Annotated in this window: 11 protein-coding genes; 8 read left to right on the forward strand and 3 right to left on the reverse strand. The window is 50.3% G+C overall.

Annotated features, from left to right (window positions below; genetic code table 11):
- The first annotated feature begins 74 nt into the window (after nt 1–74).
- From DL346_RS04430 to DL346_RS04440, 3 genes are all read left to right on the forward strand, one after another.
- A complete protein-coding gene (locus DL346_RS04430) occupies nt 75–4,775 on the forward strand; it encodes a DUF3320 domain-containing protein (RefSeq protein WP_112880837.1) in 4,701 nt (1,566 codons plus the stop codon).
- Between the two features lie 42 nt (nt 4,776–4,817).
- Nucleotides 4,818–5,891: a Gfo/Idh/MocA family protein gene (locus DL346_RS04435; RefSeq protein ID WP_112880838.1), complete on the forward strand. Its 1,074-nt coding sequence runs from the start codon at nt 4,818–4,820 to the stop codon at nt 5,889–5,891.
- Nucleotides 5,892–6,013: 122 nt separating this feature from the next.
- The gene (locus DL346_RS04440; protein WP_276311507.1) at nt 6,014–6,721 is read left to right on the forward strand and encodes a sugar phosphate isomerase/epimerase family protein; all 708 of its coding nucleotides are present in this window, start codon (nt 6,014–6,016) and stop codon (nt 6,719–6,721) included.
- On the opposite strand, the gene DL346_RS04445 is transcribed toward DL346_RS04440, so the two are convergent.
- The gene (locus tag DL346_RS04445) at nt 6,714–7,322 is read right to left on the reverse strand and encodes a TetR/AcrR family transcriptional regulator (protein WP_112880840.1); all 609 of its coding nucleotides are present in this window, start codon (nt 7,320–7,322) and stop codon (nt 6,714–6,716) included. The two genes, DL346_RS04440 and DL346_RS04445, sit on opposite strands and share 8 nt — an antisense overlap.
- Nucleotides 7,323–7,502: 180 nt before the next feature.
- Here DL346_RS04445 and DL346_RS04450 point away from each other — a divergent pair, with 180 nt between their 5' ends.
- Entirely contained in the window at nt 7,503–8,678 is a 1,176-nt protein-coding gene (locus DL346_RS04450) for a YhgE/Pip domain-containing protein (RefSeq protein ID WP_112880841.1), read from the forward strand.
- 248 nt (nt 8,679–8,926) lie between these two features.
- On the opposite strand, the gene DL346_RS04455 is transcribed toward DL346_RS04450, so the two are convergent.
- Together DL346_RS04455 and DL346_RS04460 are read right to left on the reverse strand one after the other, a co-directional pair.
- Nucleotides 8,927–9,616, reverse strand: coding sequence for a glycosyltransferase family 2 protein (locus DL346_RS04455; RefSeq protein ID WP_165822373.1), 690 nt, complete (start codon nt 9,614–9,616; stop codon nt 8,927–8,929).
- A gap of 1 nt (nt 9,617) precedes the next feature.
- Complete coding sequence (locus tag DL346_RS04460) at nt 9,618–10,646, reverse strand: glycosyltransferase (protein WP_112880843.1); 1,029 nt, start codon at nt 10,644–10,646, stop codon at nt 9,618–9,620.
- 183 nt (nt 10,647–10,829) lie between these two features.
- Between DL346_RS04460 and DL346_RS04465 the strand changes: the two genes are divergently transcribed.
- The 4 genes from DL346_RS04465 to DL346_RS04480 all read left to right on the forward strand — a co-directional run bounded on the left by DL346_RS04465 (nt 10,830) and on the right by DL346_RS04480 (nt 15,946).
- Nucleotides 10,830–11,822 carry a sugar phosphate nucleotidyltransferase gene (locus tag DL346_RS04465; RefSeq protein ID WP_165822374.1) on the forward strand — a complete coding sequence of 331 codons (993 nt, stop codon included), beginning with the start codon at nt 10,830–10,832 and terminating at the stop codon, nt 11,820–11,822.
- Complete coding sequence (locus tag DL346_RS04470) at nt 11,819–13,114, forward strand: UDP-glucose dehydrogenase family protein (RefSeq protein WP_112880845.1); 1,296 nt, start codon at nt 11,819–11,821, stop codon at nt 13,112–13,114. Before DL346_RS04465 ends, DL346_RS04470 begins: the two co-directional genes overlap by 4 nt.
- A 123-nt stretch (nt 13,115–13,237) precedes the next feature.
- The gene (locus DL346_RS04475) at nt 13,238–14,413 is read left to right on the forward strand and encodes a glycosyltransferase family 4 protein (protein WP_112880846.1); all 1,176 of its coding nucleotides are present in this window, start codon (nt 13,238–13,240) and stop codon (nt 14,411–14,413) included.
- 123 nt (nt 14,414–14,536) lie between these two features.
- Entirely contained in the window at nt 14,537–15,946 is a 1,410-nt protein-coding gene (locus tag DL346_RS04480) for a PQQ-dependent sugar dehydrogenase (RefSeq protein ID WP_112880847.1), read from the forward strand.
- The last annotated feature ends 3 nt before the right edge of the window (nt 15,947–15,949 follow it).

Raw genomic sequence — 15,949 nt, forward strand, 5'->3', positions numbered from 1 at the left:
ACAGGGCCATTTGGAGGATTCTGGAGGTTACTATCGAATAATAGTTTATAGTGTTAGAAAACGGAGGATTATGGATGAATGACATCGGCAGTATTGCTACGAAATTAAATATGGCCAGACAAGAGCTGCTTGATCTCGGTCTCCGAAATCCATTGTTGAATTATCGAACCTATAAAGCGCGCGGACTTGAAATCGTGAATGAAAAACCATCCGAGGTTTACCGGATTTTGGTTTCGGATAAAAAAAAGATGACGTTTCTGGAAGCAACGGAGAAAAAAACGGAGCTCGAGACATTCGAGCCGCCGCACGCAGGTGCATACATAGATGATCCAGACGATTCGGAAGCGGCTAAGGGTTATTTGGATTCCAAGCTGCAAACGAATTACAACGATAAACAGCTGCAAAGCCGGCTGCTCGCCACCTATACGGCCGCTAAAACTTATATCGAGGAGCAAGGCGTCAATATCCTGTATATGGCGCTGGGCATGCTCAATTGGTACGAATCCGATCACAGCCAGGAGGCGAGAAAAGCGCCCCTGCTGCTTGTGCCCGTTCAATTAGACCGGGTGAATGCAAGAGAACGGTTCACGGTGATCTACACGGAGGATGAAGTCGGACATAATATATCGCTTGCTGCCAAAATGAAGTCCGAGTTCGGACTTGCAATTCCTGTTTTTGACGAAGACATCATGGAGGTAAGCGAGTATTTTGAACTTGTTAAAAAATCGGTAGAAGCTCAAAAAAGATGGAGTTTGGATTGCGACTCTATCGTAATTGGGTTTTTTTCGTTTGGGAAGTTTTTGATGTATTGGGACCTGGATATGGAGCATTGGCCAGAGCATACCCAGCCTTTGGAACATGCTGTGCTGAAAGCCTTGCTGGAGGATGGGTTTCGGGAGCCGTCCTCCGCGTTCGGCGATGAGGAACATTTGGACCCCTATATGAATTATGAGGACAGCAATCTCATTAAGGATGCGGACAGCTCTCAGTTGATGGCCGTGCTGGACGCCAATCAGGGGCGCAATCTGGTTATTCAAGGTCCGCCTGGCACAGGTAAATCGCAAACCATTACGAATCTGATCGCTGATGCGATCGGGCATGGCAAGAAAGTGCTGTTCGTTTCTGAAAAAATGGCCGCATTAGAGGTGGTTAAGCGCCGCCTTGATGAAGCGGGCCTCGGCATCGCTTGCTTGGAGCTGCACAGTCACAAAACGAATAAAAAGCTGCTGCTGAACGACCTTGCCAATACGCTCCATTTAGGGGAGCCCCATAAAGAGCTTAGGAGTCAAATAGCCGTATTGGAGGAGCTGCGCAGCCGCCTGAATCGCTATAGCGAGGCGATGAATACTCCTGTTTCCAGCTCTGGCGTCACGCCATACAAAGCGTTAGGAGAACTCGTACATTATAAGACTAGCCTTGAAGAAATTGATTTTCCTAGAGTTCCAACCGATGGAATGACGGAATGGACGGAAGAGACTTTTCTCAAGCGGGAGGCTCTGATTGAAGAGCTGCAAAGCCTGATTCGTAGGATGGGCGCTCCTTCCGGGCATCTTTTTTGGGGGAGCCGAAAAAAGGCCTTCATACCGGGCGAGCTGGATCAGCTGAAAAAAGCGGCGGCGGACGCTGCTGCCGCTTGCTCTGATCTCATCCGGCAGTGTGGCGAAATTGTTGAAAGCACGCCCGCTCCTGAACCCCAGCATGTGGACGAAGTGCAATCGTTTCTGGATATTGCAGCAAGAACGTTGCATGCGCCCAAGCTGGATGAGGTGAATATCGCTTCAGAGAAATGGCTGAAGCTGAAGGACAGTCTTCACCGATTCGCAGCGAGCGGTACCAGGTATTCCGCGATTCGCGCGAAATACGATGAAGCCGTACTGCCCGCCGCATGGGATCAGGACGTGATGGGAATCAGGTATTCGCTGATCTCGTATCAAGACAAATGGTGGAGGTTCCTTTCCGGACGATACCGCTCCGCTAAAAATAAGGCGAAAGCCTTGTTGCGCAATCCCAAAGCCAATCAAGTGCCAGGCTTGACCATTGTCGATGCCATTGTTGAAGCGCAAAGCTGCAAGTCAGCCGTTATGGAAGGCGAGCCTCTTGCCAGGGAGCTGTTTGCTTCGTATTGGAACGGTGTGCAGACCGATTGGAACGAGCTGCAGCGCTTGATCGATTGGATGGTGGAGCTTCATCAAAGCGCAGCCGAACGGCTGCCGTCGTGGAGCATCGCATTCATCAGCGGGGCGGCTCAAATCCCTCATTTGAATCAGCTCGCGGCGGAAGTCCAGCACGCTTATGACGCGTGTTTGAAAAGCCTGAAAGAATTAAGCAATTTGCTTGAGCTCGACGGAGAAGTCCGCTTTGAGAATAAGCAGCCCTTGCTTAAGCAGAAGTTCTCGGTTTTGCGCGAATTGGTGCCGAAATGGGCGGAGCAGGCCGATGCCGTCCATGAAATCGCATCCTTTAATCATATCGCTGAGTTGTGCAGGCAAGAGGATATGCGTGAATTTGCAGAGCTGGCTGAATCATGGCGTTTATCCTCCGATTATTTGACGGATTGCTTCCGATGGAACCGGTATCGGACTCTGGCAGAGAAAGCGTTCGTGGAGCGGGAGGCTCTGGCTCATTTCGACGGCAGCAGGCACGACCAGGTTGTAAAAAAGTTCAGGGAGCTCGATAAGGAGCTCATTCTTCTCAACCGCTTGAAGCTGTCCGTCGCACACTGGAACAAGCTTCCCCGGCATGAAGGCGGCGGACAGCTCGGGATTTTGCAACGCGAGATGGCGAAGAAGACCAGACATATGCCGATCCGTAAGCTGATGCAGTCCGCAGGCAACGCCATACAAGCGATCAAGCCTGTATTTATGATGGGTCCGTTGTCGATCGCAGCCTTCATCCCGCCAGGAAGCTTGGAATTTGACTTGGTCATATTCGACGAGGCGAGTCAGGTGAAGCCGGTTGATGCGTTCGGCGCAATCATTCGAGGGAAGCAGTCGGTTGTCGTCGGTGACAGCAAGCAGATGCCGCCTACGAATTTCTTCGATTCCTTGTCCAAGGACGACGCGACGGAGGATGACGATTTCGTTAGCGACATGGAGAGCATTCTAGGCTTGTTTGTCGGGCAAAATGCGCCGCAGCGAATGCTGCGCTGGCATTATAGAAGCCGGCATGAATCGTTAATAACGGTTTCGAATCATGAATTCTATGACGACAAGCTCGTTGTGTTCCCAAGCCCTGATGCGGAAAAGCTCGATTCCGGGCTTATTTACCGCTACCTTCCGGAAACGGGCTATGACCGCGGGCGGACGAGGACGAATAAGCTCGAAGCCAAAGCCGTCGCGCTTGCCGTCATGCACCATGCGAAGCATTACCCCGGCCTATCGCTGGGAGTAGCCGCATTCAGCATGGCTCAGATGCAGGCCGTAATGGACGAAGTAGAGATGCTGCGGAGGTCGGACCAGGAGGCGGAGCCTTTTTTCCACGCTCACCCGCATGAGCCGTTTTTCGTGAAAAACCTGGAAAACGTTCAAGGGGATGAGCGCGACGTCATCTTCATCAGTATCGGTTACGGTAAAACCAATGAAGGGTATTTGGCCATGGACTTCGGTCCTCTGAATCGGGAGGGCGGGGAGCGAAGACTCAACGTGCTTGTCACTCGCGCGCGAATCCGCTGTGAGGTGTTCACGAACCTGAAGTCGGAGGATATCGACCTGAACCGATCCGGGGCAAGAGGAGTCAAGGCATTAAAGACCTTTTTGACTTACGCGGAAAAGGGTCATCTGGATATTCCCGCAGAGACGGGCAAGGACTTTGATTCGCCGTTTGAGGAGGCAGTTTACAAATCACTTGCCAATGCCGGATACAAGGTTCAAAAGCAGGTAGGGTCTGCGGGATTTTTCGTTGATTTGGCTGTCGTCGATCATGAGCAGCCCGGAAGGTATGTGCTTGGCATTGAATGCGACGGGGCTGCGTACCATAGCGCCCGCTCGGCCAGAGACCGCGACCGGCTGAGGCAGGAGGTGTTGGAAGGTCTCGGTTGGAGCATTCACCGGATATGGAGCACGGACTGGTTCAAGCAGCCGGAGCGGGAGCTTAAGCGCGCGGTGGAAGCCATTGAAAAAGCAAAGCTTGCGAGCAGGATGACCGTGCAAAGCAAAAGGCCCGAGAAACAGAGCGGCGACGAGCGGAAGCTCGTCATAAGGCGGGAGCCGCTCGAAGCCGTGAAGCCAATGGAGAACGACGTATCAAAATACGTGCACGCTAAACTGAGCATAGAGTTGTCGGGTAAGGAATTCCATGCGGTCCCGGTACCAATGATTGCGGCATGGGTGCAAGAGGTAGTCCGGGTAGAGGCTCCCGTTCACATAAGCGAAGTGATTAAGCGTATTTGCGAAGCGGCGGGGATCAAGAGAGCCGGGAACCGGATTCAAGCCGCAATCGATGAAGCGGTTCGTACGTTAGAGCAGAACGGATCCATACAAAAGCTCGATGATTTTTTATGGCTCCGGGGCATGCAGGAGGTTCCGTTACGGAATCGCGCGGAGTTGTCCAATAAAAAAGCCGGATTGATCGATCCGATGGAAATCGAGGCTGCCATCGATAAGGTGGTGGCGGAAAGCTTCGGCATGTCGAAGGATGAACTACCGCAGCATGTTTCGCAGTTGTTCGGGTTTTCAAGGTTGACCGAGGATATGCGGTCATTAGTTGAAAAGGTATTGGCGCAAATGACAAGCAGCAATAAATTGCAGGATAAAGAAGGTCAGCTGATCAAAGCGTGAGTCATCCTTTACCGATGAAGATGATGTGAGGTGAAAAAGATAATGGCGGTCCAAAACAAGTTAAAAGTCGGGGTGCTCGGTTGCGGCGTTATTTCCCAGGCCGCTCACTTGGAGGCTTGCGTAAGAGCAAACCATGCAGAGCTCCATGCCATTTGCGACGTCGCTCGGGATCTAGTGGAGAAAATGAGCGGTAAATATAACCCGAATCGTGCTTATTACGACTATGACGCGATGCTCGCCGACCCGGATGTGGAAGCTGTCGTGATCGGGATCGCGGATCAATTTCATGTCCCCATGGCGAAAAAGGCGCTATTGGCCGGAAAACACGTGCTCGTTGAAAAGCCGCTTGGCGTTACGATCGAGGAATGCGAGGAGCTTGAGGACATTGTACGAAGCACGAACTTGATTTTGCAGGTTGGCAACATGAAACGGTTTGATCCCGGCATCGCATACGCCCGGAACTTTATCCAACAAGAAATGGGCGAAATGCTTGCGCTGAAAGCTTGGTACTGCGATTCAACCTACCGATACGTTGTTACGGAAAACGTCATGCCTGTTATGGTTACCAGCGAGGCGGCCAAAAAGCCTGAAGGCAACCCTAAGCAAGACAAACAGCGCTATTACATGATGACGCATGGCAGTCACCTCGTGGATACCGCAAGATTTTTGGGCGGTGAAATCGAAAGCGTACATGCTTGGCATTCCGAAAGATTCGGTGCGCACAATTGGCTTTGCACCATTGAATTTGCGAATGGCACCGTTGGTCAGTTGGATCTGACCGTAGCCGTGCGCATGGATTGGCACGAAGGTTTTCAAGTGTATGGCGAGCATGGCAGCGTAATCGCCAAAACTTACAATCCTTGGCTGTTCAAGGCAAGCGAGGTGGAGGTTTTTTCGGCTAAAGACGGGTTGTATCGCAAACCGCTTGGAGCAGACGCGCATTTTTATAAGCTTCAGTTAGACGGCTTTGCTGACACCATTCTAAACGGATCTCCCATGATGGGTGCCGGGGTTCATGATGGTGTTCAAAACATGAGGGCGATGGTGGCGCTGGCAAGGTCGGCGGAAATGGGCGGCGGCAAAGTCAAATTATCCGATGTTTCAGGTGCAGTATGATGGAATTGGGGATCTTTGCGAAAACATTTCGTCGTAACTCGGTTGAAGACGTATTGGCAGCCATTCATGACCATGGTCTTTTGAAGACTCAATTTAATATGTCCTGCGCGGGGCTGCCTTCCATGCCCGATTATATTGACCCCAATCTTGCGAATTCGATCGGAATCGCATGCCGACGGCTTCATATAGAGATGTCAGCTGTTTCAGGAACTTTCAATATGGCTCATCCGGATGAAAATAAGCGCAGACAGGGGATTGAGCGTCTTCGCGCTCTCGCACATGCAAGCGGCGCCTTCGGAACGTCCGTCATTACGCTGTGCACGGGCAGCAGGGACCGTGACAATATGTGGCGGCTGCATCCGGATAACCGAAGCGCGGAAGCCTGGGCTGACATGATGCATACGATGGCCGCGGCAGTGGAGATCGCCGAGGAATATAACATTGTGCTCGGAATCGAGCCGGAGTTAGCTAATATTGTGTTCGATGCAAGAAGAGCTAGAGACCTGCTCGATGAGCTTCGTTCGCCAAGCGTGAAAATTGTAATGGATGCGGCAAACTTGTACAATCCAGCCTATGCCGGATCGATGAATGATCTCCTAAGCGAAAGCTTTGATTTACTAGGCGAACATATCGTCATTGCGCATGCCAAAGATATGAAGATGGATGGGCAATCGGAGTTTGTCGCTGCGGGTCAAGGCATGGTTGACTATGAACATTATTTGAAATTGCTTACTGAGGCTCAGTTTACCGGTCCATTAATCTTGCATGGTTTGCACGAGGATCAGGTAAAAGAGAGTTTATCCTATATTCGAGCTCGGATGCCTAATTAGCCTGAAACCCGACCGCTTTAAGCGGTCCCAGGTACATAATGTGGGTCAGCATCTGGGCAAGCTCGCGAGGAGATTGCTTGCGTCCGGTTTGAAGCCAGTGCAGGACGAAGCCCAACTGGGCGGACGCCATGTAGGCGATGAGGACATCGGGCGGAACGAGCACATCCTTGCGCCCCGTCGTGATTTTGGCGATTTTTTCGTTCATGCGTTCCTCGATCGTATCTTTCAGCAGCCGCGCAAAGGTCAGATCGCCTTTCGGGCCGAGCATGACTTCGAAGAAATCCGCTTGTGCGTCAAAGTACTCGTAAAGACGTACCAGCCCATCGTATACCTTGCCCTCGGATGCGGCTTTGAACAGCTCGCCAGGTTCGAGATGACTGACGATGGCCAACAGCCCTTGATGGAACTCGGCTTTAAGATGGTCGCGAAGATCAAGAACATCTTTGTAATGTAAGTAGAACGTGCCCCTATTAATGTTCGCCTTGCGGGTAAGGTCGCTGACCGTAATTCCCTCGTACCCTTTTTCACGGATTAGCTTCACGAATGCCTCGCGTAATAATTGCTTCGTTTTCAATTGCCTGCGGTCTAATTTGTCCGTCATGGGCGACAGCCTCTTTTCAAAAAAAGTTTGAAGATACTCGACAGGTCCACTGCCAGCTGTCTTCTAATCGACAGATTGCATGCAAACTGCGCATTGCAAACCGATTTCCCCTCATTATAATGAACAATGTGGTGATTAATGAACACTGTGTCCATTATAAATCAAGGAGGAAATAGCCGCATGTCCTTTTTTAAAATTAAATTCGTAGGTATCGGAATCGTCGTCGCTTTGGCCGTGCTGATGATTTTCGGATTGGCCTTAATGGGGTCTACGCTCGGCGCGAAGCCCAAGAACATCCCTGTCGCGCTCGTCGTGCTCGATCAGCCGGCCAAGCTGCCGGACGGCAACGAGCTCGATGTCGGTGCTATAGTGAAGGAGAAGTTGACCGGCATCGGAGAACTTCCGGTGAAATGGGTGGAGGTCGGTTCGGAAGCTGAACTTGAAGAAGGGCTCGCGAATCAAGATTACTACGGTGCGCTCGTGCTCCCGGCGGACCTGAGTGCGGGAATTGCGTCCTTGCAATCTCCGGCCCCGAAGCCGGCAACGGTGCGCATCGTGCTGAACGAAGGAACGAATGCGCAGGCCGTCTTGGCGGTCAAAATGATTTTGCAGCAGATGACAAGCACGATCAAATCGCAGCTTTCCAGCCAACTGCTCGGTCAAATCGGCCAGCAGACAGATCAAATACCCGTCGCCGCCGCGCAAGCTTTCCTTGCTCCATTTCAAGTGACGGAACAAGCGGTTCACTCGCCGGGGGATAACAATGCTAACGGCAATGCGCCGAACTTGATTGTGCAGATCATGTGGCTCGGCTGCCTCGTGACCGCTATTTTCATGTTCCTGTCGTCGCAAAAGCATCGCGCCGACGGAGCGAAGGGCATAGCGACGGTCGCTTCCCAGCTAAGCGCAGGTCTAGTGATCGTGACAGGCTTGTCCGCTTTCCTGCTATGGATGGCCCACACGTGGTATGGCATGGAGACGACTCATTTCGGGCAGGCATGGCTTTACCTATGGCTCCTGAGCGCGGCGTTCTTCCTCGTACAGACGGCGTTGTTCAACTGGATCGGGCTGCCGTCGATCGCGCTGCTCGTGCTTATCTTTTTCTTCTCGATGCCCGTAATCGGCATGCCGCCGGAGTTCATGTCGCAAGCAACGTCCGACTGGCTGTATTCCTGGACGCCGTTCCGTTACGCGGCCAACGGCTTGCGCGACATCCTGTACTTCGGCGGCGAAGGTGCGCTCGGATTGAGTTTGTCGGTACTCGTCTGGTTGGCCGTCGCCGGGTTCGTACTCGCCGCGTTATCGGCCTTCAAGCCGAAGACGGCCGAGCGAACAGCGACTTCGTCTCACCTATGACCCTTTCGGATGTCTAACTCCCCTTGTCTTCACTATATGAATTCATTCGAAAACCCTTGCGCAGCAAGGGTTTTTTGTGTTTTAGACTCAGAGAATGCAGCTTCGAGCAGGGAAGGAAAGCTCGGATACCTGCCAAGTGTGCGATTTTCGGTTCGCCCGGCGGTATCCGGCGAAGTTGTAGGTCGCATGGCGATGGCGTTGTTGGAATCGCGTCACGCGCTGCATCAATTACCGAAATTCGGCCGGGACTAGTTTACGTAACGTCTGTAATACTTCGTCTTGCGAACAAACCTGCATTGCGACATATAAGTCCAGGTGGTTTTCTTTTGCGTATGGCTGTTGTGGTTCTTTCTTCGGATGCAGACATAATGCCGTTTGGACACGGAATAGATACGATATCCCCTGCGACGACACCGCCAGATCCATCCGGAATCCGAGCCGGACTGTTTGAATTCGGGAAATTTGACTTGGTCCCATACCGATTTCCGAAAGACCAGCGTGCCGCCTTTGACGCTGCGCCGGTACTTCCATTCACCATAGCGACGGAAAATCATCAGCGCCTGCTTCGCTCTGAAGTAGATGAAGGCGGTGTGTTTGCCTACGATTGACGCTTTGCCGCGTTTGATCGCGCGTGCGGCTTCCCTCAAATACTGGGGGCCATAGTAATCGTCATCATCAAACTTGGCGATGAAGCCGTCCTCGGCTAAATCGATGGCATAGTTCAGGCATTGGCCAAGCTTGTATTCTTGAGGGAGTTGGATCACTCTGATTTCATTTTCCGGGTACTGGCTTGCACGCTGCTGATAGAGCTCGATATCCATGTCGTCGTTATTCAAAACGATGATCATTTTTTTGTTCTGCCAAAGCTGCCGGTCGTAGTTCTGGAATACGTTGTCCATGCATGATTGTCTCATCGTACAAGCGATCACAGTGATCATCTTATTCGTCATCTCCATTCGGCGCGGGTTGAAGAACGGCTTTGCGTTGGTTCCATAATGTATTTTTTTTGATTTTATACAAGTTATTATCGATGATTTTTTTGTACAGGCTTAGGAAACGATCCGTCATTATGAGGTCGGAGTAGCGGGTTCTGGCATAGCGCCTGCATCTGCGGGCCGCGGGCAGAAGACGTTTACGGTAGTTGACCTTCATGGCCATGCCGGATGTCGTATAGCACAGGAGCGATGGCAATCCTCTAAGCACCTCGGGAACGGCGCCTTTCCTGAAGCCGAGTACGGGGGTGCCGCTTGCAAGCGATTCAATAAGAACAAGTCCGAAGGGTTCATCCCATGTCGACGTGAACAGGACTGTGTGGGCATTGGCGAGCAGCTCGCGTTTGCGGTCTCCGCCCACGGGGCCAATATAGCGGATTTTATTTCCCAAATGCGGTTTGATTTTGGTATTGAAATATTGTTTGTCGTTCAGCGTGCCGGCAATGATGAGCCGCCTGCCTGTTTTCTTGGCAACCTTGATGGCCAGGTGGACGCCTTTTTCCTTGATCAATCTTCCCAAGAAGAGCAAGTATTTCTGTTTGGCTGCTTTGAATGAGTAATCCTCCATGCGAATGCCGTTGTAGACGGCGTAGCCTCTTTGATTCCCGTATTTACGCAGGATGAACCTGCTGACGTAAACCGGAATTTGCACGTTTCCCTTGACCCCTTTGGAATGGGATTGGCAGATGGTCGGAATCGGCGGATTCGCTTTCGCGACGATGCCGTAGTGATCGTGAATGATGTCCACGTCGGGCGGAAGGTTTTTGATGATGAAGTCCAGCTGCTCACTCTTATCATCCGATTCGTATTCGAACGTTTGGGTCGCGTTCGAGGTGGATCCTTTCTTGGCGAACAGAATCACCTCATGCCCCCGCCTGACCAGTTCTTCCGTTAAATAATGAACGTCGCGCTGCGTTCCCCCGTAATCCTTCGGCGGGACAGGAATCGTATTCGTCGAGATTTGAGCAATTTTCAAATGTCCCTCAGCTCCTTAGGTCAATATCTTCCCATAGGCATACCTTGTAGGATATGAGCGGACTCCTGTGCAGGGCACGGCACATTCATCAAATGCAGCGTCATTATTAACCGCATATGTCTATACCAAGTTGAAAATAGTTTTCATAGAATAGTAGCAGTCTTAGAAGAGGAGGGGAGGCTGTTGAAGGGATTGATTCTCTGTGCCGGGAAAGGAAGCCGTTTATACCCATTTACTTATAGTCAGCCTAAAACGCTTATTCCTGTGGCTAATACGCCCCTGCTGCAATTATCGATCGTGAAATTAGTGGAAATCGGAATAGATCAGGTGGGTATTGTTATTCATCCGTCTCAGGAAGCGTCCATTCGCGGGCAATTCGGCGAAGGAGAAGCGCTTGGCATCTCGATTTCGTACATCTATCAGCATGAAGCAAAGGGAATCGCTCACGCGGTTAAACAAGCGGAAGCCTTTATGTCGGATGAAGCGTTTCTGCTGCTCCTCGGGGATAATGTGATTTCTGCCCCGTTATCGGTTCTGAAGAAAGATATCGAGCTTGGCGGTGTACAAGCATCCTTGCTGCTCGCGGAAGTCGCGGTCCCGCAGGATTACGGCATCGCTGAAATCCGCGATTCGCGCATCGTCGGCCTGGAAGAGAAGCCGACAAATCCCAAGTCCAATTTAGCGGTAATGGGGGCTTACGCGTTTACGAAGGAGATCTTCGCCGCGGTCAGTGAAATCACGCCTTCCAAGCGGGGCGAGCTCGAAATAACGGATGCGATTCAATGGTTGATCGAGCAGCGGCATGACGTCGCTTACCATGTCACCGACCAATTGAGCATCGACGTCGGCACGATGGAGCGGTGGCTGCAAGCCAATCAAAAATTGCTGGACGCGGTAGCATCGAATAACCGGGTTCACAACTCCGCAAGGCTGGAGCGCTGCACGATCGTGGAGCCGGTATCGATCGGGAAAGACTGCGTACTGAAGGATTGCCGGATCGGCCCTTACGTTTCGGTGGGAGCGGGCTCCCTGCTGGAAAACTGTCATATCGAGGAATGCATCATTTTAGATGGGGTTCATGTAAAAGATCTCCCATTCCCGCTTAAAAATGTGATCATCGGCGATCATTCTATCGTCGCTGGGGTGCTTATAGATGAAGAGGTGAAGGAACCTTGAAAATATTGATTATCGGTACTGGATATGTAGGAGCTACAACCGCAATGGTGTTTGCGGAGATCGGCTGGCAAGTAACGGGACTTGATATCGATGCCGGAAAAATCGAACGTCTGAGGCAGGGACGCCTGCATTTTTACGAACCAGGCCTTGAAGAGCTGATTTCCAAGCATGTGCAAAGCGGTCGCTTACGGTTTACGACGGATAAAGAAACCGCCATCGCCGGACACGACGTTATTTTTCTTTGCGTCGGAACACCGTCGCGGCCGGATGGAAGCGCGGATCTTAGTTACATTCAACAAGCCGCCGAGGATATCGGGCGCTCTATGAACGGCTATAAACTCGTCGTTACCAAAAGCACGGTTCCGGTCGGCACGCAGGAGCAAATCAAATCGTGGATGAAAGCGGCGCAGCGGCAGCCCAGTCATTTCGATGTCGCTTCCAATCCCGAATTTCTAAGGGAAGGGAAGGCCGTGGAAGACGCGCTGCGGCCCGACCGTATCGTGATCGGCACCGACAGCACGAGGGCAACGGAGCAGCTTCAAACGCTGTATAGGTCTTTTACATGTCCTTGGATCGTAACCAAGCCGAGAACCGCAGAGCTTATCAAATATGCGTCCAATTCGTTCCTCGCAACAAAAATATCGTATATGAACGAGCTTGCGAGACTCTGCGACAAGCTGGAGGTCAACGTTAAAGAGGTTGCCGAAGGGATGGGCCTGGATCCTCGGATCGGGTCGAGTTTTCTTCAGGCCGGCCTGGGGTACGGAGGCTCCTGTTTTCCTAAAGACGTCTCGGAATTGATCATGACCTCAAGAAAGCATGAAGCGAATCTTCACATTTTGGACCAAGTAGTGGAGGTCAATCATACGCAGTTCGCTTATTTGCTCGACAAGGCAAGGTCGCGGCTGGGAGGCTTTGCGCATAAAAGCATTGCTATCCTGGGGCTTGCGTTCAAGCCGGATACGGACGATATTCGGGAAGCGCCGGCGCTGCGGATGATCGATCAACTGCTGCTCGAGCAAGCCAATGTGCGGTTATTCGATCCCGTCGCGCCTTTGCCGGTTCGACCTTCCTATGGGGTTGTGACGGTTTGTTCTTCGGCTGAAGAAGCATTACGCAGCGCGGAAGCGATCATCCTGTGCACAGAATGGCCCGAGTTCGGACAGTTGGATTGGGAGGGAGCGAAGGCGCTTCTCGCGGAGCCCAATTTCTTTGACGGCCGCAATATGATGGATGCTGGGCGAATGCGCGGATTCGGGTACTATTATCAAGGCATCGGCAATGATCATTGACTAGGAATCTTTTAGCTGCCGGAGTCTATATACCTATTTTTGACCTGTCTGCGATATTTACCTAGAAACACACTCGAAAAGTTGAATAGTTTGTAATACAACTTTAGAGGAAGGAAGCACGGAATGAAGCTGCTGATCATTGCGCCTGAACAAATTCCGGTACCGCCGCCAATCGGGGGTTCCGTTGAGAATTGCATCTTTCAAATCACAAAGGAAATTTCGAGTGAACATCAAGTCACTATCGTTAGCGTATTCCGAAAGTATCTTCCTCGTAAATCTATAGTAAACAATTCAACTATTCTGAGAGTAACCGGAGGGTCGAAGAAGACCTATTTAAAGAATGCGATTCAAAAAGTGAAAGGGAATGAGTATGATCTCATTCAAATTGACAACAGACCAAGCTTCGCGGGTGCTGTTCGAAAAGCATTTCCGAATACGCCGATCTCCGTCTTTATGCATTCCATGACGTTTGCCACGAGTCCGATGACGACAAAACGGAAGGCCAACGCTGATTTTAAGCACGCGAATCTAATTGTCGCCAATAGCGAGTCTCTGCAGAAATCATTAATCAATCGTTTTCCTGCTCATCAAAAGAAGATTCATTTCGTCCATCTAGGCGTGGATACGAAGAAGTATTACCCTCGAAACAAACCAAGTTCAAAGCCCTTTCACCTGCTTTTCGCAGGAAGGTTGATTCCAAGAAAAGGAGTCCTTACTCTGCTGAGAGCCTTTAAGATTGCCCGAAAAACCGTGCCTTCACTTAAACTGTCGGTTGCCGGAGGAACCGGCAGGCCCGCTTATAAGGCATTTCTGGTGAAAAAGGCACGCATCTTGAAAATTCCGGTTCAATTTAAAGGTAATCTGACTCGCAAGCAAATGCCGCTGTTTTATCGTTCCGGGGATTGTTTTATATGCCCCTCGCAAAAGCACGAAGCATTCGGTTTAGTCAATGTTGAAGCAATGGCGAGCGGAATCCCCGTCATCGCTTCCCAAATCGGAGGGATTCCGGAAATTGTCCAGCACGGGCGTAACGGCCTGCTGGTTCAAGAATACAGTAATCCTGCCGCATTCGCCGCTCACATCGTCAAACTCGCGAGAGATCCGGAACTGTATAGACGACTTTCCAGCCAAGCAAGAGAGGATGCGAAAAATCAGTTCAGTTGGAAGATTACCGCTACGAAACTAATGGAGACCTATAAAGAAAATCTAAAGTGTGAAAGGGATTGCGATGAGGAAGCAGAAGCAGCGGAGTTTAGCAATGGCGGCGTAATCAAGATAAGAATTTCAACGCAACTATAGAGGGTTGCGTTTTTTATTTGGCGCAGCCATCCGGTCTGCCATTCCGCACAAGTTAGGTGCTAGTAGAATCCATTTATTCATATTTTATAGAACTACAACATTAAAGAAAGGGTGTTACGTTAGTTGAAAAAAGTTAAGGTTCGTTTACGGCCCATTGTAAGGAATATAAACTTGCCTACTGTTTTGAAAACAGCCATACTTCCCGGTGACACCGTTGAGAGATTATTTATCGCGACCCAGTTAGGAGAGATTTATTACATAGGAAACGGAGATATCAAGACTTTTTTGGATATTCGTCCGCAAATCATAAAACTGGGTGCTGCTGGCGGTTATGATGAAAGGGGATTGCTGGGGCTTGCATTTCATCCTGAATTTTATTTTAACGGCCTGTTCTATCTTCATTATTCAAAAGCCGGAACGCAAGGACCAGGAGCGCTTCCCGGACCATTCAAGCCAAATCCTTGCGATCCCGGAACCTTAAACCTGAAGTGGACAAATAGAGAAACTCAGTATGATCATATTGATACCGTTGAGGAATGGATATTACAAGCGAATGGTCAACCTCAAAAACGTCGGACGTTACTTAACCTAAGAAGACCGTTTTTAAATCATAATGGTGTCAATAGCCTAACCTTTTCGCCTGAAACCAGACAACTTGTTTTAACGACAGGAGATGGCGGATCCGGGTATGATCCATTTAATTTAAGTCAGGATGATATGGAAATCGCAGGAAAAATAATTGAAATTGATGTCCTTAGGATTGCATTTATCGATAATCCACCCGTTGTCACGCGTTTTAATGAGCTTCCCTTGCCTGTCCAGGAAACGCTAACGGTAATTGCCAAAGGGGTTCGCAATATACCCGGTATTTCTTTTCAAAGGTTTAATAACCAGTATATCAAATATGCGGGTAATGTCGGACAGGATATGGTAGAGTCTATATTTACATTCGTTCAATATAAACCAATACCGGTTACTCAGCTTACTCAAGCTTTCTCTATGAATGCCGAACCTGACCAGGAAGGATTCATTAACTTTGGCTGGAGAGGGTGGGAGGGTGCTTTTCCTGCTTCGATTATACGCAGCTGCTCTGTAAATCCGGCTTTGGATGAGAAGATGATTGCGTATTTCAATGAAGCAGTAACAACTTCCGTGAGGCGTATTCAGCCTTTAACCTGTTATTTTCATAAAGATCCCAGGTCCGATAGGTTCGGAGGAACCGCGCTTACAGGAGTGCAGCCATATATGGGGAACGAAATCCCCGATTTAAAGGGCAGCGTCGTATTTACCGATCTTGCGCGGAGCGGATCCCCACCTCCCGTTAGAGGGGTCTTAGCTTATACCAGGGTAAGCACGGATTGTAAATTAAATGAGTTTAGTGTTATTGAAACCGATTATAATTATGGATCGCAATCCGCTTACTATGTAAATTTGGGAACGAATCTTGATCAATCCAGACTCTATTTAGGGGTCTATGGCTCAATGAAAGTGAACGATTATAACCAAGGTACCGTTTTTGAAATTGTGCCGTAATTA

Origin of the sequence: Paenibacillus montanisoli (assembly GCF_003268025.1) — a bacterium.
In the GTDB taxonomy this organism is placed as follows: Bacteria; Bacillota; Bacilli; order Paenibacillales; family Paenibacillaceae; genus Paenibacillus_Z; species Paenibacillus_Z montanisoli.